This window comes from Candidatus Chlorohelix allophototropha, assembly GCF_030389965.1.
Lineage (GTDB): Bacteria > Chloroflexota > Chloroflexia > Chloroheliales > Chloroheliaceae > Chlorohelix > Chlorohelix allophototropha.
Genome location: NZ_CP128400.1, coordinates 1256122 through 1281443 on the forward strand (window position 1 = coordinate 1256122; position 25322 = coordinate 1281443).

Annotated in this window: 17 protein-coding genes; 9 read left to right on the forward strand and 8 right to left on the reverse strand. The window is 47.0% G+C overall.

The features are described from left to right. Positions 1 to 94 precede the first annotated feature (94 nt). Positions 95 to 2098, reverse strand: a complete 2004-nt coding sequence (locus tag OZ401_RS18010) for a vWA domain-containing protein (protein ID WP_341469906.1) — start codon at positions 2096 to 2098, stop codon at positions 95 to 97. Between the two features lie 219 nt (positions 2099 to 2317). Here OZ401_RS18010 and OZ401_RS18015 point away from each other — a divergent pair, with 219 nt between their 5' ends. From OZ401_RS18015 to OZ401_RS18030, 4 genes are all read left to right on the forward strand, one after another. Then, the gene (locus tag OZ401_RS18015) at positions 2318 to 2746 is read left to right on the forward strand and encodes an MGMT family protein (RefSeq protein WP_341469907.1); all 429 of its coding nucleotides are present in this window, start codon (positions 2318 to 2320) and stop codon (positions 2744 to 2746) included. Positions 2747 to 2860: 114 nt separating this feature from the next. Continuing rightward, on the forward strand, positions 2861 to 5413 hold the full coding sequence (gene glgP, locus OZ401_RS18020; RefSeq protein WP_341469908.1) for an alpha-glucan family phosphorylase: 2553 nt from the start codon (positions 2861 to 2863) through the stop codon (positions 5411 to 5413). A gap of 96 nt (positions 5414 to 5509) precedes the next feature. Further along, positions 5510 to 6124: a chromate transporter gene (locus OZ401_RS18025; RefSeq protein WP_341469909.1), complete on the forward strand. Its 615-nt coding sequence runs from the start codon at positions 5510 to 5512 to the stop codon at positions 6122 to 6124. Then, positions 6121 to 6633 (forward strand): chromate transporter, encoded by a 513-nt coding sequence (locus OZ401_RS18030; protein ID WP_341469910.1) that lies wholly within the window; start codon positions 6121 to 6123, stop codon positions 6631 to 6633. Before OZ401_RS18025 ends, OZ401_RS18030 begins: the two co-directional genes overlap by 4 nt. 294 nt (positions 6634 to 6927) lie before the next feature. Here the strand turns inward: OZ401_RS18030 and OZ401_RS18035 are convergent, their stop codons facing one another. The 4 genes from OZ401_RS18035 to priA all read right to left on the reverse strand — a co-directional run bounded on the left by OZ401_RS18035 (position 6928) and on the right by priA (position 12972). Continuing rightward, complete coding sequence (locus OZ401_RS18035; protein WP_341469911.1) at positions 6928 to 8595, reverse strand: DUF885 domain-containing protein; 1668 nt, start codon at positions 8593 to 8595, stop codon at positions 6928 to 6930. A 41-nt stretch (positions 8596 to 8636) separates the two neighbouring features. Next, entirely contained in the window at positions 8637 to 9341 is a 705-nt protein-coding gene (locus OZ401_RS18040) for a PIG-L deacetylase family protein (protein WP_341469912.1), read from the reverse strand. Positions 9342 to 9651: 310 nt separating this feature from the next. Next, positions 9652 to 10194: a peptide deformylase gene (gene def, locus OZ401_RS18045; protein ID WP_341469913.1), complete on the reverse strand. Its 543-nt coding sequence runs from the start codon at positions 10192 to 10194 to the stop codon at positions 9652 to 9654. Positions 10195 to 10275: 81 nt separating this feature from the next. Further along, complete coding sequence (priA, locus tag OZ401_RS18050; RefSeq protein WP_341469914.1) at positions 10276 to 12972, reverse strand: replication restart helicase PriA; 2697 nt, start codon at positions 12970 to 12972, stop codon at positions 10276 to 10278. Between the two features lie 231 nt (positions 12973 to 13203). Between priA and OZ401_RS18055 the strand changes: the two genes are divergently transcribed. After that, positions 13204 to 13632: a response regulator transcription factor gene (locus tag OZ401_RS18055; RefSeq protein ID WP_341469915.1), complete on the forward strand. Its 429-nt coding sequence runs from the start codon at positions 13204 to 13206 to the stop codon at positions 13630 to 13632. 60 nt (positions 13633 to 13692) lie between these two features. On the opposite strand, the gene OZ401_RS18060 is transcribed toward OZ401_RS18055, so the two are convergent. The 3 genes from OZ401_RS18060 to OZ401_RS18070 all read right to left on the reverse strand — a co-directional run bounded on the left by OZ401_RS18060 (position 13693) and on the right by OZ401_RS18070 (position 20621). Beyond that, positions 13693 to 14085, reverse strand: a complete 393-nt coding sequence (locus tag OZ401_RS18060) for a winged helix-turn-helix transcriptional regulator (protein ID WP_342399003.1) — start codon at positions 14083 to 14085, stop codon at positions 13693 to 13695. An 81-nt stretch (positions 14086 to 14166) separates the two neighbouring features. After that, positions 14167 to 17850 carry a flippase activity-associated protein Agl23 gene (locus OZ401_RS18065; protein ID WP_341469916.1) on the reverse strand — a complete coding sequence of 1228 codons (3684 nt, stop codon included), beginning with the start codon at positions 17848 to 17850 and terminating at the stop codon, positions 14167 to 14169. Positions 17851 to 17858: 8 nt separating this feature from the next. Then, positions 17859 to 20621: a flippase activity-associated protein Agl23 gene (locus tag OZ401_RS18070; RefSeq protein ID WP_341469918.1), complete on the reverse strand. Its 2763-nt coding sequence runs from the start codon at positions 20619 to 20621 to the stop codon at positions 17859 to 17861. A 224-nt stretch (positions 20622 to 20845) separates the two neighbouring features. Between OZ401_RS18070 and OZ401_RS18075 the strand changes: the two genes are divergently transcribed. From OZ401_RS18075 to OZ401_RS18090, 4 genes are all read left to right on the forward strand, one after another. Continuing rightward, a complete protein-coding gene (locus OZ401_RS18075) occupies positions 20846 to 21583 on the forward strand; it encodes a GntR family transcriptional regulator (protein WP_341469919.1) in 738 nt (245 codons plus the stop codon). Next, positions 21580 to 22749, forward strand: a complete 1170-nt coding sequence (locus OZ401_RS18080; RefSeq protein ID WP_341469920.1) for an exo-beta-N-acetylmuramidase NamZ family protein — start codon at positions 21580 to 21582, stop codon at positions 22747 to 22749. The genes OZ401_RS18075 and OZ401_RS18080 overlap by 4 nt, the downstream gene beginning before the upstream one ends. A 72-nt stretch (positions 22750 to 22821) precedes the next feature. After that, the gene (locus tag OZ401_RS18085) at positions 22822 to 24285 is read left to right on the forward strand and encodes an ABC transporter substrate-binding protein (protein ID WP_341469921.1); all 1464 of its coding nucleotides are present in this window, start codon (positions 22822 to 22824) and stop codon (positions 24283 to 24285) included. Positions 24286 to 24383: 98 nt separating this feature from the next. After that, on the forward strand, positions 24384 to 25322 hold the full coding sequence (locus tag OZ401_RS18090; protein ID WP_341469922.1) for a carbohydrate ABC transporter permease: 939 nt from the start codon (positions 24384 to 24386) through the stop codon (positions 25320 to 25322).

Genomic DNA, 25322 nt, shown 5'->3' on the forward strand with positions numbered 1-25322 from the left:
TTTGTTTCCCTCATATTCAAAGTTTACTGTATTTATTATACAATAAAATTGCCTCTTTCCAAGTCAGGAAAGAGGCAATAATTTAAAATTTGATTTACTTTACATGCTTTTTCTTACTACTTACGTAGTCAACCAAGATATACTCGCCTAAACTTTCCGGCGAGGCGTAGAAGGCGCGCCCTTTGTTGATTTTGGTCATTTGCTCGACGAAATGCGCCAGATATTTGCTTTTTTCTAGCATGAAGGTGTTAATCACAATCTGGTCACGGGTACAGCGTGTAACCTCTTTTAAAGTTTCTTGGAAGGTGCGACTGGTGGGCGGGTAGCTGAAGAAAACTTCTCCGTCTTCTTCGATATGGGCGGTTGGCTCACCATCGGTAATCATGATGATTTGTTTGTTGCCGGATTTATGCCTACCCAACAACTGACGCGCCATCATAAAACCATGTTGCATATTAGTGCCATAGACATATTCGTTCCAAGTAATTTGGGTGAGGCTCTCCGGTTGAAGCATTCGTGCCCGATCACTAAAACCGATGATATACAAATTATCTCTTGGAAACTGCGAACGTATTAGGGCATTGAGCGCCATTGCCACTTTTTTAGCGGCTGCCCAGCAATTGCGCAGAATCATAGAACGGCTCATATCCAGCATCAGTACGGTAGAGGAGGAAGTCATCAACTCGGTGCGGTACACCTCGAAATCTTCCGGGCGGATTCGCACAGGTGTGCCTTGCCCTTCCCGGAAAACTGCATTCATTACCGTTTCTTCTAGGTCTAGCAGGAAGGGGTCGCCGAATTCGTATTTCTTGCCAATGTCGGTGCGCTCACCACCTGAACCTACTAGGCTGGTTTTGTGCTTGCCAAAACTGTCTTTTTTCAACTGTGTGAAAATGTCCTTGAGGGCTTTCTGTCCGATTTTGCGCATACCACGCGGGGTAAGCTCGAAGCGGTTGCCATTTTTTTCAATATAACCTGCTTCTTCCAGTATGCGGGTTAATTCCTTGAGACGCTCTAGGGTAGCGGCAGCTTCTTCACCCATCAAGTCTTGTAGTTGTTGTTCATCGAGGCTGTTTAAACCTTTTCTGCCGTACTGGATGTCCTTAAGCTCTTGTTCAAGCTGATCCATCTGTTGTAAGCGTTGCATCAAATCCATCGCTTCGCCTAAACCCAGTTGTTCATCCCCCTGAAAAGGATAACGCTGGTTCATTCCGCGCATTGGATAAAGCTGTTCAAGGTTCGCTGCCAACCGCGCCAACTCCATACGCATCCGGTCATCTTTCAACATTGCCTGCATCATACTTTCAAGCTGGCGACGCTGTTCAGGCGACATGCTATTCATCAAGGATTGCATTTGTGCCATCTGCTTTTGCATATGCTTGATGAGTTCATCTAGGCTATTTATACCGGGTGGAAAGAACTGCCCCCATTTCTGCATAAATTGCTGGAACTTGGGTTCTTTGCCCTGCGCTCGGTCTTGCAGCATTTGGTTCAAATCCTGAACCATTTCGCGCATTTGGTTCATATCTTCAGGCGTAATGTTTTCCATTGCCTGTTTCATGCCTTGGAAATAGCTACCCAGAATCTGCTGCTGGATCATCTGCATTAGCTCTTGAAATTCTTGCCGTGCATCTGCATCCATAAATTCGTAATCGGAGAGTTTGCGCAATTGCCCTCCTGGGTCTTTAGGCATGTCACGGAGGAACTGTTGTTTTTTGGCAACTTGCTTTTCAAGCAATTGGCGCAAGGCTTTTTCTTCACTGTTGGCGGTTTCATCCAGACGGCGTTGTAAGCCCGTTTGCTCTTTATTGACTATACTATCCAGTTTTTCTTTGATGTCCTGCATTACCGAATCGAGGTCATAGCGATTCATTTCCGCTTGCCTCATTGCTCGCAACTTTTCCATCAAGTCCTGCAAACCGGGCATGCGTTCATTCATAGGTCCGTTCAAACCCCAGCGATAAAGTTTCTGGAGAGCATTATTCAAATCACTGAAATTATCATCTATCAGTTCTTTGCTCAGCTCTTCCATTATTTCTTCAGCGTCAAAAGGGAATACCTGTTGAGTGCCATCCCAACGGGAATATCGGTACAGCATATATATTGTTCCTGTCTGCCGCTTATCGGCGGTTAGAGGTTAGATTCATATTCTGATATACTTGGCTCGGATAGGGAGATGATACATCCCTGATAAAATTAATGCAACAGTAAATTCGTCTAGGTCGCTGTCGCCCAAACCTGTTTGTGAAAAAGTAGAGATACTGTAATTCGGAGTTCAAACTCCCTTGTTCTTGGTTCAGAATCCTTGTTAGGGTATATGGAAAGCACCTTCTCGCAACAAGTTTATAAAATTGTAAAAGCTATACCCAAAGGCAAAGTGATGACCTATGGGCAGATTGCTTTGCTGCTAGGTGTGCCACGTGCCAGCCGACAAGTAGGATGGGCTTTGCATAGCGTTCCCGAAGAATATCAAGTGCCTTGCCAGCGCGTGGTAAATCGCTATGGCGGGTTGGCGGCAGGCTATGGCTGGGGTGGGCAACTGGCACATCGTGCCGAACTTGAGGCAGATGGCGTTGAGATTCGCGAGGATTTCACCGTTGATCTTGAAAAATATCAGTGGCATCCAACTGAAGCTGAGATTGTGCTACTTCAGCTACCTCTCGAATCGCTCGAACGGCTGAATCAAAAATTGGCTTTCAGTAATGAGCGGCTGAGTCAGCCGAGAAGGAAAAACTCTAAGAATTAGTTTTCCTTTAGCATTTATGTTATTTTTAAGGTAAAATACACGATGAACAACGGGGTTCGTTCTTAACCATTGTTTCATCCAATATGTAGTTAACGCAAAAAGGAGCTGTAACTAGTGAAAATTATCAGCCGCGTTTCGGTCTTCCCCGTAATGCCGCAACGCATCACCCGACTCTATGAGCTGGCTTTCAACCTCTGGTGGAGTTGGAATTATACAGCCCAAGAATTGTATCGTACCATCGATTCTGAACTGTGGGATGAATTGAATCACAACACGGTACGCTTTCTTAGCAATGTGGAACCTGCCAAGCTAGAGAAGGCTGCTGCCGATGAGGAGTTCTTAAAAAAATACGATAGCGTTCTGGAAGCTTTCGATGCTTACATGAACCCCACATCCACTTGGTATAAGGATACTTATCCTGAATATAAGGATAAAGTAATCGCGTATTTCTCCGCAGAATTCGGTTTGCACGAAGCGCTGCCTATTTATAGCGGTGGTCTGGGCGTATTGGCTGGTGATCATTGCAAAGCAGCTAGCGACATTGGTTTGCCTCTGGTAGGAGTGGGCTTCCTTTATCCACAGGGCTATTTTATTCAGCGCATAAACTACGATGGGCGACAGGAAGCCTTCTATGAGAAAATACACTTTTCGGAAGTGCCTGCTACTGCCGCAGTTAACGCAAAGGGCGAGGAAGTAGTAATTTCGGTCGATTTACCCGGACGTAAGGTTTATGCCAAAGTCTGGAAAATTCAAGTGGGCAGAGTGCCTTTATACTTGATGGATACCGACGTTGACCCCAACCTTCCCAGCGACCGTGACCTTACCGCACGGCTCTATGGCGGCGACCACGAATTACGGATTATGCAGGAAATAGTACTTGGTATCGGTGGTGTACGCGCTTTGCGAGCGCTCGGTATTGCTGCCACCGTATATCACTCTAACGACAGCCACCCAGTATTTCAAGGTTTGGAACGGGTGCGCGAATTAGTACAGACGCAAGGGCTTAGCTTTGATCAGGCTAAAGAAGCGGCTGCCGCATCTGGCGTGTTTACTACTCATACCCCGGTTGCAGCAGGAAACGATGTTTTCAATCACGACCTCGTAGACCGCTATTTCGGTAGCTTCTGGCCTTATTTGGGAATTGACCGCGATGGTTTCATGAATCTCGCCCGTCACGACCAACCTTGGGGTCCCGGTTATAGCATGACCGTGCTGGCTATGCGCCTTTCTAACCAGCATAATGGTGTGAGTGCTTTGCATGGTTCGGTATCACGTCGGATGTGGCAGTGGCTATGGCCCGGTGTAGATGCCGATGAAGTGCCGGTTGACCATGTTACCAACGGTATTCATACCCAAACTTGGCTTGCTCCTGAACTAGATGAGCTTTATACCCAGTATCTGGGCGCGGATTGGAAAGAGCGGATTGATGACCCGGCGATGTGGCAGGCGATTGATAAAATCCCCGATCAAGTGTTGTGGGATATTCACTGTCGGGCAAAAAAGACCTTGATTGAGTTCCTCCGTAAAAGAGTTATCCAAATGCGGGTAGAGGTGGGTGAAGGTACTGGCTCGGTAGAAGAGGCAGGGCATATCTTTGACGAAAACGCCTTTACGATTGGTTTCGCCCGTCGCTTCGCCACCTATAAACGTGCTACCCTTGTGTTCAGAGATGTGGCGCGAATCCAGAAACTTTTAGGCGATAAAAAACGCCCGGTACAGATTGTGTTTGCCGGAAAAGCGCACCCTGCCGATGAACCCGGAAAGAGCTTTATCCAGCGCGTCCATCAGATTTCCCGGCAAGAGGGCTTTGAAGGTCGTATCGTGTTCCTTGAAAATTACGATATGAATATGGGTCGCTATTTGGTGCAGGGGGTTGATATGTGGTTAAACAACCCTATTCGCCCTAATGAAGCCAGCGGAACCAGTGGACAGAAAGCAGCCCTTAACGGTGTTCCTAACGCCTCCATTCTTGACGGGTGGTGGCCAGAAGCCTATAACGGTAAAAACGGTTGGGCTATCGGGGAAGAACGCACCTACCAGAGCCAAGATATACAGGATGAGGCAGATAGTCTTGCTCTATATAACTTGCTGGAAAACGATATTGTACCTACTTACTTCAATCGTGATGAGAATGGCTTGCCCCTAGGCTGGATCAAGGTTATGAAAGAGTCAATCAAAACGGTTGCTCCTTACTTTAGCACCCGACGCATGCTGAAGGATTACACTAACAAATTCTACATTTCTTCCATCAAGCAAACGTTGATGCTTTCGACCGAAAATTATGCCGGAGCTAAAACTTTAAGCTCGTGGAAACGTGCAATTTACGATGGTTGGAATCGGGTGGCGATTTCCGCTAAAACTCCTGCTGAATCCAAGTTGGCTTTGGGTCAGGAGTTTAAAGTAACTGCGCAAACGTTCTTAGGACAACTAAGACCTTCGGACGTGGTGGTAGAATTTTTGATGGCGCGCGATGACGATGGTAATCTGGTAAACCAAGAGATAATCACTATGGAGCTTGTCAGTGGTCCCGACCAGAACTCACTCTATAATTACGCTGCCAACGTCAAAGTTTCGCAAGGTGGTAGTATTGTGATGGGTGTACGTGTGCTGCCCACACACCCTGCACTTACCAGTAAGCACGAACTGGGTCTGGTACGCTGGGCTTAAAGTAGTTGCTACGGTTTTGAGATAAACCAATATGTAGTCGGAGGGCGTGCTAATTGCGCGCCCTCCTGCTTTTATAGCACAAAGAGGAGATTTAGTTTGGTAACCGGAACAAGCAGTCAACCCACAGTTAGTTTGTTTAAGCTGCTCAAACTATGGGCTGCAATAGGGATTCAATCGTTTGGGGGAGGACCTTCCACCCAGTTCTTTATATTTCGCACCTTCGTGGAAAAATACCATTGGCTTAGCGAAGAAGAATACCTTCGTTACTGGGCGATGTGCGGTATTGTGCCCGGCGTTAACTTGCTCTCTCTTTGTATTTTAATCGGGCGCAAACTGGGTGGTGCAAAGGGTATGGTGGTTTCAGGATTGGCTCTTATGTTACCCAGCGCGGCTATTACTTTATTGCTTACCATCGTTTTCCTAGGAATCCAGAATCTCCCGGCAGTTCAGGCTATGCTAAAAGGAATAGTTCCGGCTACTAGTGGCTTGATGTTACTAGTTGGACTCAGAACCGCGCGCCCGCTTTTGAGAAAAAGCAAGAAAGAAGGTTGGTTCAGTGTGTTGGTTGCTTGCTTGATTATTGCTTTGTGCGTAGCCTTGATATTGCTGGCAAAAGTGCAGGTATTTGTTTTATTGGTGGGGATGGGATTTTTTGGCGCGCTAGTCTTGCCCTTATTTTCAAAATCTACGGAAAAAGCTGAAAACCAGTGAATCAATTTGCCTATTTCCTTTATTTTCTAAAGGCTTCTTTATTCAGTTCGGGTGGCTTAGCTAATCTTCCCAGCTTGCATCAGGATTTAATTGATAATGGTTTGGCGCAGGAAGCTGATTTTGGGCATGCGGTTACTATCGGGCAATTAAGTCCCGGACCAAACGGCTTGTGGGTTATCAGCCTCGGCTACCTCACAAATGGCTTTTTAGGAGCTATTCTGACGCTGCTGGCAATAATGATCCCTCCCGCTCTTGTATTGGTTGTTTCTGCTGTGTACAACCGAATTGAGAGCAAAGCATGGGCACAGGGTTTGATGCGCGGAATCCAACTCGCCTCGGTGGGGTTGGTTTTGACTGTTAGTTGGTCAATAGTTATCTCGCTCGGTTTTGATATAAGAAGTTTTATCGTTGGTGGCGCTGCCTTTTTGCTTGCTTTCAGCAATCGTGTTCCGGTTATAGTGATCTTAGTATTGGCGGCTGGCGGCGGTTTTCTTCTGTATAGCTTCTAATCGGCTATGCTTTGGAAGCAATGTGATCTGCATCACACTTTTCATGTGACTTAAATCACACTTCTTATGTGATATACCACATAAAGGGATAGGTGATTAAAGGCTAGAATGTAAATGTAAGAAAACAGGTAGAAAAATCTGATACTTATAACAGCAATAATTTTTACTTATTTTATTTTTAGTAAGTAAATTTCCTCCAAAATCTTCTCTTAAACTCCTCCTAGACAGAAGGGCACTGATGAGCAGCGGTGCTCTTTTTATTATGTCTGATAATTCCCGATTGAACCTTGTTAGTTAAAGCACTTCGCTGTTGTTGTTATTTAAGAGCATAGTTTTGACCAACGGCACCGGTGGTGCGCCATATGCCAATAATTGATCATGGAATTCGCGCAGACTAAACGCCTCGCCTTTTTCCTTTTTGTAATCCTCGCGCAACTTCAAAATCAGCAATTTACCCAAAGTATAATTGAGGTATCCCGGATCAAATGTGCCACGACGGGCTTCGCTGGCGGCAGGGGTTTCTTCCATATAGGCATTTTCCATGAAAAAGCGGGTGGCTTCCTCCACGCCCATGCCCTGTGTGTGCATCATGATAGACACTATATAGCGGCAATTACGCAGTAGGGCTTCAGAAAGCTGCGCCATATGGTAACGTGGGTCATTTGTCCCGTAGCCTTCCTCTATCATCATTTGCTCGGTGTAATGCGCCCAACCCTCTACAAAAGAATAGCTGTAACTGGCAGACCATAACAATCGCCGCAATCTATTATTCAATAATTTGAAATGCATGTAATGCAAATAATGACCGGGATAGGCTTCATGGATGCTGACATCCTGTAGGGTAAAATAATCAAATTTGGTTAGCCATTCCTCTTTTTGTTGCTCAGTCCAGTGAGATTCTACCGGAGTGATATAGTAATAAGATTGGGTAGCGATTTCCTCAAATGCACCGGGAGTATCCATGAATGCGAAAGCCCAGCGCATAAAAGGAGGAGTTTCAGCCACTATACAACGGACTTCGCTTGGAACACTTATAATATTGTGTTCGATTAGAAATTGACGCACTTCTTCCAACTTGGCGGTGGTATCGGCTATCAGGCTCTCAGGTGTGGGATGATGGCTCGCCATTTTTGCCATCGCTTCCTGAACCGTAAGATCAGGTGCAAATTTTTGGCAAGCACTCCTTAGCAACTCCTGATTCACGCGCAGGTTTCGCTGCCCCACCTCAAGCAGTTCATCGAGAGGAAGCCCAACCATTTCACCAAAGAAAAGCATTCTACGATAGCGTTCTGCGCCTATAGCAAAGTTATTATGAGAAAGCGGCAGACGCTTTTCTAGACCATCTATGTAGTTGTTTATCGCTTCAATGGCTTTCTGACAAGTGGCGGTGTACTGTGCGGTTAACGTGGCGTTGTTCAACTCCACAAACTGCGTGGTTACATCACCTTCAAGATAGGTGATAATGCCTTTGAACATTTCCAATGCAGTTTCCAATGCCGGGCGGGATAGTGACATCTCAAGGTTTTCGAGTCCCTGCCCTAACGCTTTCGGAAGCTTTTCTAGATGCCGGATGACCATTTCGAGGCGATGTTCCAGCGGAGCATAATCCCGTTTTATGTACACGCTGACATCGGTTAATCCCCCGTAATACAAGGGGCTGATTTCGTGTTCACGCATTTCTTCTAGCGAGAACAATTCTTTGTCAATACAGTGCAATAGGAGTTCGTAATCGAACTTACTTTCTTTATCATCCAGCGAAATGCCGATTATGCGTACACGCTCCCTGAATTCTTTTAATTGCAACATACGATTTCGGAAAGTAGTGGCGCTGGTATCGGGCAGTCGCCCATCGTATTCATGTAACCCGCAAGCGGTGCCAACTATGGGGAATGTTTCTAGCAAATCTTTGATATAAATATCTATAAGCGTTTCAAGAGTTTCGTTATCAGTTGTTACAGTCACTTTTTCTTTCCTTCCAGAATGTTTTGGCATAAGGGGAACAGTTACATTTCTAACTGCACCAGCTTGAAACTTTCGCCGAACTCAAAAGATTGTTCTTTGGCGGCATCCTGAGCGCGTTTTGTCATCCGTTCCATGAAAGCCGGATTGTCCATACTGAATTGGCTAGGATGCTTGCGCATTGCCTCAAATTTCAATTCAAGTGTATCGCTTATGTCGCTTACATAATCGGGGTCATCTGTACCGAACAATAGCAGCCGTTTGGTGCGGTGTACACTTAGCCCTTCCTTGCGAAGATGCTCCGGGTAGCTGTGCGGCATCATTGCGGCGGGAAAAGCCGCATCAAGTGTTGCTTGACCGCAAGCGCGATGATCGGGATGCATACGATAGAGGCGCGTTAACGGATCCCATGTAAAAATTACTTCCGGTTTGAAGCGGCGAATCTCGCGTACTATCAATCCTCGCAATTCAAGATTATTGACAACCTCACCATCACTCAAGCGCAGGAAGGTACAACCCGCCACCCCAAGTATTTTTGCTGCTTCAAGTTGTTCCTGTTCGCGAATCTGGCGTAATTCAGCTAGATCGGCTTCTGGGTCTTCAGAGCCTTTGTCACCACTGGTCAACATCAGATAGTGGATTTCACAACCCGCCCGTGTCCATTTTGCAACTGTACCGGCGCAACCAAACTCAGCATCATCAGGGTGTGCGCCAACTACCAAGGCGCTATGCGGAATTTCTATATTCATTCTTGAAATAAATCCCTCCTATAATTCAAAAAGCCGCAACCAGCTTGCTGGCATGCGGCTTTTTTTATACTGCCGAGGCAGTTAGTGGGGCATCGCAGGCGATCTAGCGAACCAGACCTCCGGCGATGCCCTTACGGTTATCAATCATGGGCATCACCTCCTTTTACTTCTAACAAGCTATATGAGATTTTGGTTAAAGCTTGTCAAAAGCATAATAGCATTCTGAAGATATAAAGTCAATAGGTAAGCAAGCAAAAAAAGAGAGTACATTAGCGTGCACTCTCTCGATGCTGATTCGACTACCTATGGATTAAATGGTCTCACCTACTTTTTCCTCGATTTCATCCTTAATGGAGTCTTCCGCCGCTTTTGCTTTGTGCAAGGTGTTGGGAAGCACCAGATCGGTAAACAGGATACCGCTCAGATGGTCAATTTCATGTTGGAAAACCACCGCTGTAAAGTCACTGGCTTTAATTTTTACCGGCTTACCGAATACATCTTGCCCTCTGACGGTTATATCTTTGAAGCGTTTAACTTCACCATACCAACCCGGTACGCTCAAGCAGCCTTCTTCGCCCAACTGCTCGCCCTCGCATTTTACAATCTCAGGGTTAACTACAACCGCTTTAAATCCCGGACTTCCTTCATAATCCATATCTTCCGGAACATCCACCACTATCAGCTTGATCAATTCGCCGACCTGTGGCGCACTGATGCCAACCCCATTAGATTGCTGCATCGTCTGAATCAAATTTGTCGCTAACTGACGCAATCCTTTATCAAACTTGACGACTTTCTGAGATTTAAGCCGTAGGCGTGGGTTATCATCAGTTAGAATTTTCAATATTGCCATTAACTTACTCCGACTTTTATCAATAAATGGGTTTTGCGATCCCTTTTATAAATTTGAATAATATCCTCTACTGAAATTATATTACAGCATATTTTGTGGGTCAACGTCTAAAGTCCAACCATGTACAAGTTGGGGGCGCAGGCGCATTATAACATGTCGCATAGCTAGTTCAGCCTCGTCCGGTGGAAAGCTTTCGGGACGGTGGATACGCAAAACAAATTGATAGCGATACAAACCCTTATACTTTCGCTGGAAAGAGGGGGCAGGTCCTACCATGCTCCAACTTTCGGGTGGGATATCCAGTTCGTTAAATTGGAATTTCAAATCGGAGGCTACTCGCTTAATTTCAAGCTGGGCACGTTCTTCTTTAGGGTAGGCGTATACAAACTTGATGAGCTTGCAAAAGGGTGGGTATAATCTTTGCGCCCTGAACTCAAGGTCTTGTCGATAGAAAGAGATGTAATCATGCCGGCTGGCAGCCTGTATTGCATACTGATCTGGAGTATAGGTTTGGAGAATAGCGCGGGCAACTCCATTTGAACCGGCACGACGACCAGCCCTGCCCGCTACCTGAGTGAGAATTTGAAAGGTGCGTTCGGTTGCTCTGAAATCGGGCAAGTATAAGCCGGTATCGGAAGTTACTACGCCTACCAGCGAAACCAGCGGCAAGTCTAGCCCTTTGGCTATCATTTGCGTACCAACCAGAATATCCGCTTCGTGATTTGCCATTTTATCGTAAAGGGTTTGGTAACTATCCCTGCCACCTTCCCCAATGGTATCCTGATCCCAGCGCAAAACCCGCGCTTGGGGAAAGAGTTTTAAAACTTCTTCTTCCACCCGCTTTGTGCCTGTTCCGAAATATCGAATGCGCTGGCTATTACAGTTGGCGCAACGTACCGGATGGGGCGCATGTCGCCCACAGCGATGACAGATTAATATTTCAAGGTCGGCATGCCATACCAACGGTGTTTCGCAATCCGGGCATTGCTCGTTATAACCGCAATCTCGGCACATTACAACGGTGGCAGTTCCCCGCCGGTTCAAAAAAAGGATTGCCTGATGCTCTCGTTCCAAGGTTTGTTTGAGTTGCTGTCGCAGAACTCGGCTGAATATGCTGGTATTGCCCGACTTTAATTCTTGACGCAGATCTACAATCTGGATAGGGGGTAGTGGAAGTGTACCGACAGTTTTATCAAAGGATGTTTCGGTGGCTGACTGCGGCGCTGCAACTCGGTCGGGCAATTCCAGCAGCTTAAATTCACCCATTTGCGTTCGGAAATAGCTCTCAATGGCTGGGGTTGCGCTGCCAAGGATAACCTTTGCTCCGGTCAACCGTCCGATTTCACATGCCACCTCCCGCGCATTGTACAGCGGCATGCCGAGCCTACCCTCGGATTCGTCCTGCTTGTAGCTACCTTCATGCTCCTCATCTATAATTATCAGTCCGGGATTGACCAATGGGGCAAAAACTGCGCTGCGTGCCCCTATAACAATTTGCGCTTCACCTTCACGGGTGCGCCGCCACTCATCGTAAGCCTCACCGGGGTAAAGTTTGCTATGCTTAACCGCCACTTTACCGGGAAAGCGAGCAGCAAAGCGATCTACCGTCTGGGCAGTGAGCGCGATTTCAGGAACCAGTACGATTGCTTGTTTGCCCTCCCGCAAGGTTCGCGCGATAGCCCGTAGGTAGAGTTCGGTTTTTCCGCTGCCCGTTACTCCATGTAACAGGTAAGTTTTATAGCCGGGGGTTTGAAGACCATCCAGCAGTTCCCGCCATACTTGCGCTTGTCGGTAGGTGAGGATTGGGGGTTCTTCGGCGCGTTCTCGCTGTGGGCGATTCGCCAGCGGGTCACGTCTGACTTCTCGTTCCTCTACTTCTAGCAAACCCTTCTCAGCCATAGCTCGCAAAAAAGCTGGCTGTACTCCGGTTGCTTCGCAGATTTCGTCTGCTGGTAACAGGTAGTCCAGTTCTGCGGAAGTGTTAATATACTCCAGTACAGTTTTCTGCTTTTTAGCGCGTGCCAGTTTTTTTAGCAAGCTTTCGTCTTCCAGTGAAATCAGCGGAGATAGACGGGCAAACAGTTTTATTTGGGGTTTGATACCGGGGCGCGGTAAGAAGAAACCCCGCTTTACCAATTTATACTCTTCTAGGCACTTAACTGCTTTTTCAAAACCCGATTTTGCTCGTTTTGCGTTATACGCCTTCTGGGCATCGCTCAACAGTACTTCGCCTGTCTCTTCCTCCTCCTCGGGTTCAACGGTACGCTCGCCAAGCATCTGGCGCAATAACTCGACTAGGAAATACTCGTTCTGGTTTAGCCCAGTAGGTAATAGCCCCTCTCGAGCTTCGTTTGCCAGTATCAAAGTTGGTTTAGCGTATCTAGTAAAACCCGAAGGGAGCATTAAAACGGCGCACTCGTAAAGTCCTGCACAATAATATTCAGAGAGCCAGCGTGCCAGTTTTAGCTGGTAAGTAGCCAGTAGGGGGCGTTGATCTACGATTTCTAATAGGTCGCGGGTAGGAAAATCGGGTTGCTGTTCGCCCAAACTTAGCACGATGCCTTGTGCTTGACGTTTGCGAAGCGGAACCCACACCAGTTGCCCCGGCTGAATGAATTCCTCAAACTCTTTTGGCACACTATAGGTTAGCCCACTAAGGAGAGTACCTTGTGATTCAGCCGCTACCTCGGCATATAGGCGAGCTTTTTGTGGTTCCCCCGAATCGGCGGGAGGTAAAGGTAAGCTGGTTTCAGTCAATCTTTCAACCTGCATTGTCATTGGTTATGCTCCAGACCTCGATAAGTATTATAACATTCTGCTTATTTATCTGGAAAACTTGTTCTTAATAGCCATATGGTACCATGTCTATATAGCTAATATGGCTATTGACCTCACTTGTAAGCTCATCGACAATGGTAGTGTGAGTGAATATAAATCTGATGCTAGTTTGTCAGCGTAAATCCTCGATGAGTTGTCTCAGTAATTTAATGCAACAAGCAAGGCTAAGCCATGGAAAAGAAAGTACTGGTCATTGAAGATAGTCTGACACAGGCTATTGTACTTAAAAGGGAATTAGAGAAGCAGGGTTACATAGTTGTGTTAGCGTATGATGGGATGAAGGGACTTGAAGCAGTAGCAAGTTTTCATCCTGATGTAATCGTACTTGATCTGAACATACCGCGCATGGATGGTATTGAGGTATGTAAAAGGCTCAAACATCAAAGCCAAGTTGAATGGATTCGCACGATTCCAGTGTTGATGTTCAGCGCACAGACGCGCCTTTCAACAATGAATGAGGCATATAAAGCAGGTGCAGACCATTTTGTTACTAAGGATCGTGAAGGCGCAGGCTTTTTAAACCAATTGTTGGAAGCTACCTTCCGACGAATTGAACGCCGCAGGGCTACCTCAAAGCTATCATTAAAAGCATATATGTAGGATAAGAAACAAAAAAGGCAGCAATAGCGCTGCCTCCTTTTGTAATCAGGTTAAATGAAATTAGCTTTGCGCTGTTATATCTGAGACTTCTTCAAAGGTGTGTGCATTTTCACTTGGCTCGTAACTAACCCATTTGTTCGCCCAATTTTGGAGAGCATCTAATACTTGTTCCATTGAGCGACCTTTAGGGGTTAGCATATATTCGATTCGAACAGGCGATTCGGGATGAACAAGACGTTCCAACAAACCTTCTGCCTCTAGTTCGCGGAGTCGCTCGGTAAGAACCCGGTCGCTGACAGTACCCACGATTTTCAATAGTTCATTGAACCGCAAAGAACCATCCATTAAAGCCTTAATAATAAGTCCTGTCCAACGTTTTCCTAATATAGAAATAGCTTTTTCATATTTAGGGCATATGTGTACATGATCTATTGCATTTATTTTCTGAGTCATTGTATTACCACTGATTTACTACAGAACCTTTTATATAACCTACTTTATACAAGTAAAAGATATTTTAACAACAAAGCTCGCTTAAAGCAATAATTTTATAATAGAATGCCGTTTTGCATCTGCAATATACAGATTACCATCGTTGCCAATCACTAAACCCAACGGATTTATAAGCGCACTATCGTTTATAATTCCTAACTCCTGGTCATCTTTCCCAATACGATAAATTGTGGCATTGGCTGCATCGCTGATATAGGCGTTTCCTGCTTTATCCAACGTTATATACGGTTCGCTAAGGGGTTGTTCATGCCAATAGGGAATCGTAATTTCACTTAGATATTTACCATCCAAATCGAGAACCTGAACTCGCTTGTTATGCAGGTCGGTAACAAACACTTTTCCAGCATCAGATACTGCTACGCTGGTAGGTTCATCGAATTGACCGGGAGCTGAACCGGAAGTACCAAACTGCCTGAGTGGGACTCCATTTTTATCGAAAACCACGATTCGACGATTTCCGGTATCCGCCACGTAGAGTTCTTTGCGGTTACGATCATAAAAGAGTCCACGCGGACCATAAAAGCCTTTGGGGTTTTGTAGGGCTTGCGCCGGGTCGTTGCGCGAATTCATACCCTCTCCCCATTTGAGCAAGAAATTACCGTTAGCGTCAAACTTCTCAATCCTGTAGCCCCACGTATCGGCTACATAAATATTCCCATCCTCGTCTACGGCAATGCCACCAGGTCCGCCGTCGTTTTGTTCGTTGGAGGTGGCAGGTGAACCGGTGCTTAACTGTATCAAGGCGAATTGCCCATCATCTGAACCGGCTTTCCCGAATTTAGAGAGAAATTTCCCATCTGCGGAAAACCGCTGCACTCGCCCGTTCCCGCTATCCAATACCAGAAAATCGCCATTGGGTGCGACCGTCAGGGTACGCGGCAAACGGTATTGCCCATTGCTCGTTCCGGCTTGTTTGGAGGTGGTCATATCGAAAACACCGTTTGTCGCCGTTTCGGTTGGTTGCGGGCTTACCGTTGCAGGGGGAGTATTGCTTACTAGAGGCAAATCAGGTTCAAGCTCATTGCGAATGTAATAAACCAGGTCTACTTGACCCGGAGTTGTAGCTAACTCCCGATACATAATGTAGCGCCACATTTGATCGGCACTAGGCTGTTTGGTGAAGGTGTCCCATAGCTTGCCCCAGTCAGTGTTCTGAATTTTTTTCTTATCTAAATCCGGCGCGATACTTCCCGGTGGAACTATGCCAATGCTTCCATAACCATTAGCATCCTCTGGGAACCACCAGCGAAAACGAATTTGATAGCGGGTGTACTGACCTTTTAATGCTGCTTGAAGTTTGGTTTGATCTTCGGATAGTTGAATCGCAATCACCGCATAAGGATTGCCGCGACTGTCTTTTAAGGGCAGTGCTTCCACATCGGTCTGGGTAATATCATCATTAGGGGTAAAATAACCCACATCGGTATAGCTTCTTAAATACCAGACTAACGGCCACGCCACTTCATTAGAAACCAGTATAGGTAGCCCTTTTATACCGGCAGGGTCAGCCGCTTGGGTGGTTGTGCCGGGTGTAGGTGGTGTAGTGCGGAATTGATCGCGGGCATCTCGCGCCAGTCTCTCCAATCGTTTGGTGAAAAGCACCACGTCCGGCGCAGTTTGTACCTGCACTAAGGGTTCTACTGCACTATCTGGGTGCTCGTAATTAGCGGCAATGCTAGACTTTAACCCGTAGCCGCCAAGCGCTAAAACCACGATTGTTAAGATTACCGCCCGCATGGTTTTTCCTGCGATACGTCCACTTCGCCAGAGTTTCAGTGCGAAATAGAATAAAAGCACTAGTACAATCAGTACCAGTATAGTTTCTAGGGTACGGTAAAGTCGGGAGCTTTCTATGGTAGTACCGTCAGCCGGGGTAACGGTGCTACCCAGTTCTCCGATACCGATAAGTTGTCCGATTATCACTGCTATGCCCGCAAACATTAGAATGAAAAGCGCCCCGAATAGCAAGCCCTGCGAGGGTTTGACCACGCTGCGCCAATCAACCCTTTGTACCGTTCGTTGCACCAGCACTCCGGCAGCGAGGATAGCAGGCAAGGCAACCTGCATATTGAGCCATGGCACTTTTTCTCCGGCGATGGAATACATCACCATTGCCAACCCACTCCACCACAGTGTATAACCTGCGAACAACCCCTTTACACTGAATATGAGTTGCCCCTTGCCCATAGAACGCCTGAACCAAGCCACCGGAATTATAACCAGCGCAACTAGGCTTAACAGGAAAGGCAAAGTTTCATACAACATCATCAGCATCGGGTAATAGAACCAAGGTTGATCGAGGCGGCGGCTATTATGTACGCTTGCCCAATATTCCACGCCTCGGAAGATTCCATCGGCAAGACCCGGAATATAGGTAAAGAAGTTTCCAAATAAAGGTATATATATTAGAGCAAAGGCAATGAAGAAAGCGGCGATAGCTTTTGGTTGGCGGAAGATGCGTATAGCTCCACGCAAAGCCGCGCTACCCGCAAACTTGTCGTCTTCTGCAACGTCCGCCAGCGAAACTAACCAACCCGCTACCAATCCTAACGCGATGCCCAATAACGCACCGTTGACGACATAAGCCAGCCACTTATCCACTTCTGGTCCTATTAGAAAGAGATTCCCTTTTGGGATGCCGTTATTAGGCAGGATCGGGTTTTTTGGCGTAAGCGCAAAACGCAGACTCACAAGTGTAGCAAGCAATAAAGTCCCGGCGAGGGTATAAGAGAAGCCAAACCAGCCTGCCGGGGTATAAATTAGCAAAGCTCGCCACCACGAGAGCGGTGCAGGCGCGAGAATTTCTTGCTCTGCCGGAAGGTTGACGTTCTGCGGTTCGAGTGTTGGAGCTTCTTCAGAAACAGCTATTTCTTGGGGTGTTATTTCAGGCTCATCCAGTTCGCCATCGGTGATGATGGCACGTTTAGTTTGCTCAGGCGACTGTTCCGGCTTTTTTTTAATTTCTTGTAATCGTTCGGTAATACGCTTTGCGATGCGGTTTTTTACCTCTTTTGGGAGTGTTACCAATTCCACTACAAATGCCAAACCTAGCCACGATACAAGAATGACAGTATTGAGGAAAACCATTTCGTGGCTGGCATAGGTGATAGCCAATCCTAGCCCTGCCCATGCCATCCAGAGCCATTTGCGGCTTTGCAGAAAGCGGAAAACGCCAATTGCAAAGAGTAGCTCGCCGAAAAGCGCAAAAGAGTCGTGTCGTAGAGAACGATTGAAATACAGAATAGTTGGTGAAATTAACACCAGCGTGCCGGCGAACAATGCGCCGAAACGTCCTAAAAGTGGGCGCAGAAACCAGCATATAGAAACAGTGGCTATTCCGAAAAGAGCAGGCATCAAACGGGCGGTTGTTTCGTTATCGCCGCCGAAAAGCATAAAAGAAGCGCTGACTAAGTAATAAAGCAAAGGTCCGTGCCAAGTGGGGTCATAGCGATAGATAAATGTTCCCTTGAACATATCATAGCTCCACTTGGCATGGATAGATTCATCATGGTGTATGGCTTTTAGATCAAGTGAAGCGAATCGGCTTGCTATTGCCAGCACAATAATCGCTATCCACAGGATACTCTCCCAGTTAAGCCAACCAAAAGCCAGTACCCGATCTAGGGCGCTAGGCTGTAGCTTTTCTTCGATATCGCCATTAAATTGTTCAGGGGTATCTATTCTATTTGCGTAAGATTTTGACATATCCTGCTTTATGAACGGTCTAACGGTCTTTCGACCAAATCACCATACTGACGGTAAAGCGCCAGAATATCCTTACTGATATATAAATCAAAATCGAGGGTGCCGATTGGTTGTACCACTTCGCGGAAAACTACATAACGCCACAGACGAGAGAAATCATCTCCCTGCAATTCTTTGCTAACACCTGAAACTAACAGGCTGGTATTTAGAATCCAGCTATTGCCACCATTACCGTTGTAGAGTTTATCCAATATCCCTTTGGTAGTACGCAATGATTGCAATTTGTCGGCGTTCATCACTTCGCCCTTGGCTACTGCGACCTGTCCTACGTTGTCACGCACCGTAGTTTGGTTGGTTTTTCCGGTTAGAAACTCAATTTCCTTATCGGCGATAGGAACAAAATTACGGTAGGTTTCCTCACCGAACCATGCACGGAAAGAATAAGTATATCGCTCATAGCGATCACCAAGTTGTGGTTCCAACAAGGTGCGCTTGTCGGTAAAAGCAATGATTATTGGGTAAGTTGAAAGCTTATCAATTCCATTTGGTGAAAGGGCTTGCGCGCTAAAATCTTTGACAACATTACGATTGGTAAAATCCCGCAAATAGAAATCGAGCGGGGTGCGTGCATCGTTGTCATACATAATGGGAGTACGGTAACGCTGCGGTAAAACATTTGCGACCGTGTTAATCTCTTTAACCACCCGTACTACATCGGGCGAAGTTTGGGTATAAATCCCGATTTCCTGTGGAACATCCGCATATACATAGGCATAGGCAAAAGCGGTGTGTAGGGTGAAATATGACATTAAACCAAAGGCAACCAACCCTACGGCATAAAAGGCTATTCGACTACCCAGCAATATACTCCCGCTGATGAGCAGAAATATAGAGAGAATTAGCGGAATCCATAGTAGTGCTTGGGAACTCCGCGGCTGCGAAATTGCGGAGTTTACATTCACATTCATGGTGATTGTGTAACCAAGTACACCTACGAACAAAAGCAAACCCGTCAATATCCAGAAGAAATGAACGCTGCGAAATTTGTAAATTATCAGTTCGCGCGATTCTGCTCCGCTAAGATATTTATCTATTCCACCAAACACACTTTGGCACAGGTAAGCGGTTAAAAGAATGAATGGCAATGCCAGATGTATAGTCAGCCAGGGCATTTTTTCCCCTGCCCAACTTAAAAAGATGAAATTTCCGATAGCCCAAGTTAGCAAGAATAGAGGGGCAAAATAGGGATGTGGGAGTCTTTGTCTTTCTCCGGGTAAGAGGCTATTACCTTTGATACTGGTACTGGTTTCGCGAACTTGCCAACGTGGGCGTGAGACCGTTTCAGCCATAGTGCCTACGGGTGCGTCCAGTTCGTCATCATTTTCTACATCTGGTATATCGGATGACGGAATTATTTCCCGGCGGATTTTACGTCGTGTTCCAAAGCGTATTGTTTGCCAGAGGATGAGTATGCCGCTGATAGAGCCAAACATTAACGCCAGCGGTTCATATAGCGGCAAGGTGAGCATATAATAATACCAAGGTTGCGCGCCCCGCTCTACCCCTTGCTGTGCCATCCAGTAGAACAGCGTGGATAATAACCCAACCTCACCTTGTGCCGGACTACTGAAAAAGCCGGTATAAAAGGCACTGTATATACCGAAAGCCAGCGCGAAGCCCACCCCTACTACTTTCCAACGTCGTCCCAACCAACCCACCGCATAAGCAACCGTACCTGGTTCATATGGCATGAAAAGAGCAGTGGAAGCTCGATAGGTTGAATTTACCAGTCCCATGCGGGTGAAATAATTCCGACGATTTACCGCTACTTCCTTGAAGGCGTAATATATCAACACCAAGCCGATTATCCCCAATATCAAGGCAGCCCAGACTAGGGGATGTGACAAAACCTGATATACATAGGTTTTCAAAGCATCGGGATTGGGATTATCCGAGGGGATTGGCGGTAGCGGGTAAAACCCTGCCAGAAAACTAAAACCTGCCAATGCTACCAGCAAATATATTCCGATTATTACTAATAGGCGTGGGGCAAGTTGCCAACAGAGCCATGCGAACAAAAAACCACCAAACAAGGCGACATAGAAGAAGCTGATAACTTTGGTGCAAAAGAGTAGCGCCAACGAAGCCATAAGCAGATAAAAGTGGGATCTTCCGGGCTTGTCGATGAACCGAAAGATAAAGCCTACCAGCAATAATGAGATTACTGCTACGAAAATATCCTCACGAATAAAGCGGCTGTAGTAAAGGAATAGAGGAGAAATCGCCAGCAGAAAAGATGCGCTCAAAGCCCCCCAACGTCCCAATTCGCGCCGTATGAGTAGTGGTAATAGCACCATTATTACGCCCAGAGCGGCGGAGGGGAAGCGTGCCGTTGTTACGGAGTCGCCAAAAAGCCAGAAAGTCGCTGCCGTAACATGATACAGCAATGGTCCATGTTTCCAAGGTTCTTGCTCATAGCCCCCGCCAATATAATATTGATAGGAATAGTAGGCGTGAACACCTTCATCATGGTGCAGGGCGCGGCTATCAAGGTCGGCGAAGCGGGTGAATAGAGCGAAAATAATTATTATAAGGTAGAGTAAGACCTCAAGATTTAGCTTGAAAGTAAAACCACCAAAGCGATGGACATAAAATCGCTTGGAGGGTGGGCGGGAATGGGAATACCCGCTATCCAGTCCAGATTCTATGACAGTATCCGGCGGTAATTCGTCGGTCTGAGTGTAGAGGGGGTTCTGTTCGTCTATTGCCATCTTCTGCTTGAGTAAATTTCAAACTCGCTTTTCAATTAAAACGCCTTTACTCCAGTATTTGTTTCAGCGGATTTTACTATATTAGTAGAGGCTAGTCCAATTTTAGGCTAAAGAGGTGCGTTGAAAAACAAGGGTGTAAGGCTTGACAATCTATACCTCTGAGTTATAATAAAATTAACTGGTATATACATCTAGTCCACACAACAAGAATCGACCCAATATATATGGGATTGAATATTTCCAAAACTGGTACTATGCCACGCTATTACCAACTACGCGAGATTATACGAGAACGTATTGTCTCAGGGCAGTGGAAAGAGGATGATGAGATACCATCCGAGCGTGAGCTTTCCGAACAGTATGGCTTGAGCCGCATGACGGTGCGGCAATCCCTCTCCGAGTTGGTGAAGGAAGGTTTATTATACCGCAAGCAGGGCAGGGGTACTTTCGTTTCACGCCCTAAAATTACTCAGCAATTGATACGTTTGACCGGCTTTACCCAGGATATGCAGACTCGCTCTCAGCGTCCCGGTGCAACGGTGTTGAGCGCGGAAATGTATATTGCCGATCAGACTGTGGCGGATAAGTTGCGTATCAATCTTGGTCGTCAGGTTTTTAAGTTACGAAGGTTGCGCCTTGCCGATGGTGAGCCGTTAGCGGTAGAGTTAGCCTATATCAGCTTTATCGGTTGCGAGAAGTTGCTGGAAGAAGATTTTGAGCGCGATTCATTGTATCAGGTTCTTGAAACTAAATACGGATTGACTCCACTTGAAGCGGAACAAGAACTGGAAGCGGGTATTGCCAGAGAGTCGGAATGCCGTTTGCTCAATATTGCGCCCGGTAGCCCGGTGCTACTGATTCGCCGAATTACCTATACCGAACGCGCTCAACCGCTTGAATATGCCGAGTCGGTTTATCGGGGCGATAAGTACAAGTTTTATGCTCGCTTGGTAAGGGAATGACTGTTAGAAGTGGGCTAGATGCGCTAACTGCGCAACTGGTGCATGGCAAGCGGCTTGGGTTGGTTACTAACCAGACCGGAGTTGATTGCAATTTACGCCGTTCTGCCGAAGTGATAACCACGCTAGGCGGAAAAGTAGCTGCTATTTTTGGTCCTGAACACGGCTATTACGGGGTAGAACAGGATGCGCTGCCGGTAGAGGGGCAGGAAATAGATCGTTTCAGTGGTGCGCCCGTGTACAGTTTATATCGTCAACACGATTATGAACTGGGAAATGCCACCAATCCATTTGCGCCCCCCGCTGGAAGTTTGGAAGAACTGGACGCGCTGGTTTTCGACATTCAGGATGTAGGGACGCGCTATTACACCTACCCAACCACGTTGGGGATTTTGATGGAGCAAGTGGCGTTGCCGCTGCTGGTGATTGACCGTCCGAATCCGCTCGGTGGCGAGATAATAGAAGGGCCACTTTTGGAAGAGCAGTTTAGCTCTTTTGTAGGGCGCTATCCGCTATCGGTGAGACATGGCTTGACCATTGGCGAGTGGGCTTTACTGGTCAATACGCTGTTTCTAAAAGGTAAGGCGCAGTTGGAATTGGTGAGAATGGAAGGGTGGGAGCGCGGAATGCTGTTTGCTCAAACTGGGCTTCCATGGGTAATGCCTTCCCCCAATCTGCCTACACCGGATACTGCACTGCTCTATCCGGGTACTTGTTTGCTGGAAGGTACAAATGTATCGACCGGGCGAGGCACTACTAGACCTTTTGAAATCTTTGGCGCACCATGGGTTGACCCGCTTTTGTTGGCACGGGAACTAACTTCCCGAAATTTAGCCGGGTTACATTTCAGGGAAACCTATTTCAAGCCAACCTTTGATCGGTTTGCGGGGCAAGTGTGCGGAGGCGTACAGGTTCACCTAACAGAAAACAGCAATATATTGCAGATTGTGCGGGCTGGTTTAGAGATAATCGCGGCTTTGCTGCGGCTCTACCCAAATGTTTTTGAATGGCAACCCGCGCACTTTGATAGACTAATCGGTAGTGAAAACCCGCGTCTAGTTTTAAGTAATAGCGCCGGAGACTTTTCAGCTTTGCGCCTGCTCTTTCAAGAGTGGGAAGAACAAGAACAATCCTTTATTGCGCTTCGGCGCAACTTTCTGGTTTATTAACCGAATCTCTAGTATCTTGACATCGCTGTATGGTGTCTTGTTGTTGACAAGTTATCTCTTAAGGAGGGGAAAATGTCCAAACGCTTGTTCCCACGGTATCATCGCATCGGTTTGTTTGTGGCGCTGGCGTTGTTTACGACGCTGGTGTTGGCAGCTTGCGGTGACAATACCGCGACCCCAGTTCCGGCAACAACTGCTGCTGCTACCAAAGCTGCAACAACTGCTGCTGCCACTACCGCCGCTGCAACGACTGCCGCTGCTGCCACCACCGCTGCTGCCACCACTGCCGGGGCAACGACTGCTGCTGCCACCACCACCGCTGCGGCTGCGGGCGCGTCTGTTAGCAAGAGCGGTTTCAAGGGTACTTTGAGCTACTGGGCGCTAGGTTATGCTCCGGGCGCGAACACCGGTTTCAGCAAATCAACCGATGCTGCGGTAGCGGCTTTTACGAAAGCTAACCCGGATATTAAAGTGGAAGTAGTTGGTTATACCGCCGACCAAGCTGGTTTTGCCAAAATCGTAAACGCGGTACAGGCTGGTTCTGGCGTAGATGCTTTCCGTATTCCCAACGACAGCCTTCCGGTGCTGGTAAAGCAGGGTGCGGTTGCTCCGATTGATGAATATATTACCGATGCAGACCGCTCCGATATTCTGCCCGGTTTGCTCGATACTGTGAAATTTGACGGCAAGTATTATGCTTGGCCCTTGTGGGTTCCTCCGGTTGCTATGTATCTGAACGTGGATATTTTCAAGGAAAAGGGCGTAGATTTACCTAAAGAAGGCTGGACTTATGACCAATTCGTTGAAATTGCTAAGAAACTGACTTTCACCCGCGCTAACGGTGAGAAGGTTTACGGCTACAGTGCACTGGTTGACCCCGGTCTAGTTGACACTTGGCCCTTCATTCTGTCTGATGGCGCTCGTCCGCTTTCCGCCGACAATACCAAGTACACTTTTAACACCCCTGAAGGTATTAGCGGTTTGAAGAAGGTAACTGATTTGGCGTTAGTACACAAAGTAACCCCGCCCGACTTCGGCACTCAGAAACTGGATGACATCCTGACTGCAATGCAGAAGAAATTGCAGGCGATGTGGAGCCGCCCCAGCGGTGACTCTGCTACCCTGAAGGCGAATGGGGTAAATTTCCAGATTATCCACATGCCAATCGGCAAGAGTGGCAAAGCTGTTTCGGCTGGCGGTATCGGCTTGATTGCAGTAGCGGCTAGCAAGGATAAAGCTCGGTTAGCTGCGAGCATGGATTTGGTGAAATACCTGACCAGTGCTGGGGTTGAGAAGGATGTGCCGGGCTATTATCTAGCGCCTGCCGCTCGCAAATCGGTGACTGTACAGGAGCCTTTCAGCTTCTTTGCCCCGATTGCCCCAACTGCATGGATTACACCGAGTTTGCCTGCTTGGACTCAAATCCGCACGCTGATTCACCCGAATTTGCAAAATGCTATTTTCGGTAAGATGACGCCGGAAGATGCACTTGGTCAACCAACTGTGGAAGTCAATAAGCTTTTGGCTGCCCAGTAATTCCATCTGATCTTTTCTCGCGAATTTAGTAATCAAACCCATATCTCCTCATTTTTAGGGGAGATATGGGCTTTAAGTGACAGGCGGGTAATGCACCGATGGCACAATTAGAAGCAGGTAAAATTCCGGTTCGTCAGGTCAGTATGGGGCAACGCCTCACGCTGTTCTTTAAAAAAAATAGCTGGGGCTACGTTTTCGTATTGCCCAGTATGCTAACCTTTGCTATTTTCACGCTTTTTCCGGTGTTTTGGTCGTTCATCATCAGCTTTCAGGATTTTAAACCGCGCGGTGGCACTACCTGGAACGGTTTCGACAATTATGTAAAAGCATTTACCACTCAGAATTATGTTTTTGTTACTGCTCTTAAGAATACCGCTTATTATGCCATTCTTACTGTCACCGCTAATATTTTAATTGCGCTGATACTCGCCAGTCTGATTCAGCCCTTGAATAAATATGCTCAAACCTTTTTCCGAGCAGCCTATTACCTGCCAGCCGTAACTAGCGCGGTTATAATCGCCGTTATATGGCGCTGGATGTTCAATACCCAGTGGGGCTTTCTGAATTACCTGTTGAGCTTGTTTGGAGCAGACGCGGTGCGTTGGCTCTCCGACCCGGATATAGCGTTGAACAGTATTGTGCTTTCCACCGTTTTTACTGCGCCAGCTACAGGCGTGGTGTTATTCAGCGCGGCAATGGGCAGCGTTCCCAAAGATTTGTATGAAGCGGCTGAGCTTGAAGGGGCAGGTCCGGTACGTAAATGGTGGAGCATCACGCTGCCTTTGATTCGACCGACTACTCTGTATGTGGTGGTGCTGTACACAATTGCCAGCTTTGAAGTTTTTGAAAAAGTATATGTGATGGTGCCGAGCGGGGTGGGTGATAGTACTCAGACAATTGTGACCCAGATATACCAGATGCTTTATAGCAATCTAAATTACGGAGTGGCTTCGGCTCAGGCGATTGTGCTGTTCTTGATTATCGCTACCATTTCGGTGTTTCAGTTCAAGTTCTTGCGCAGTGACGTGGAGTATTAA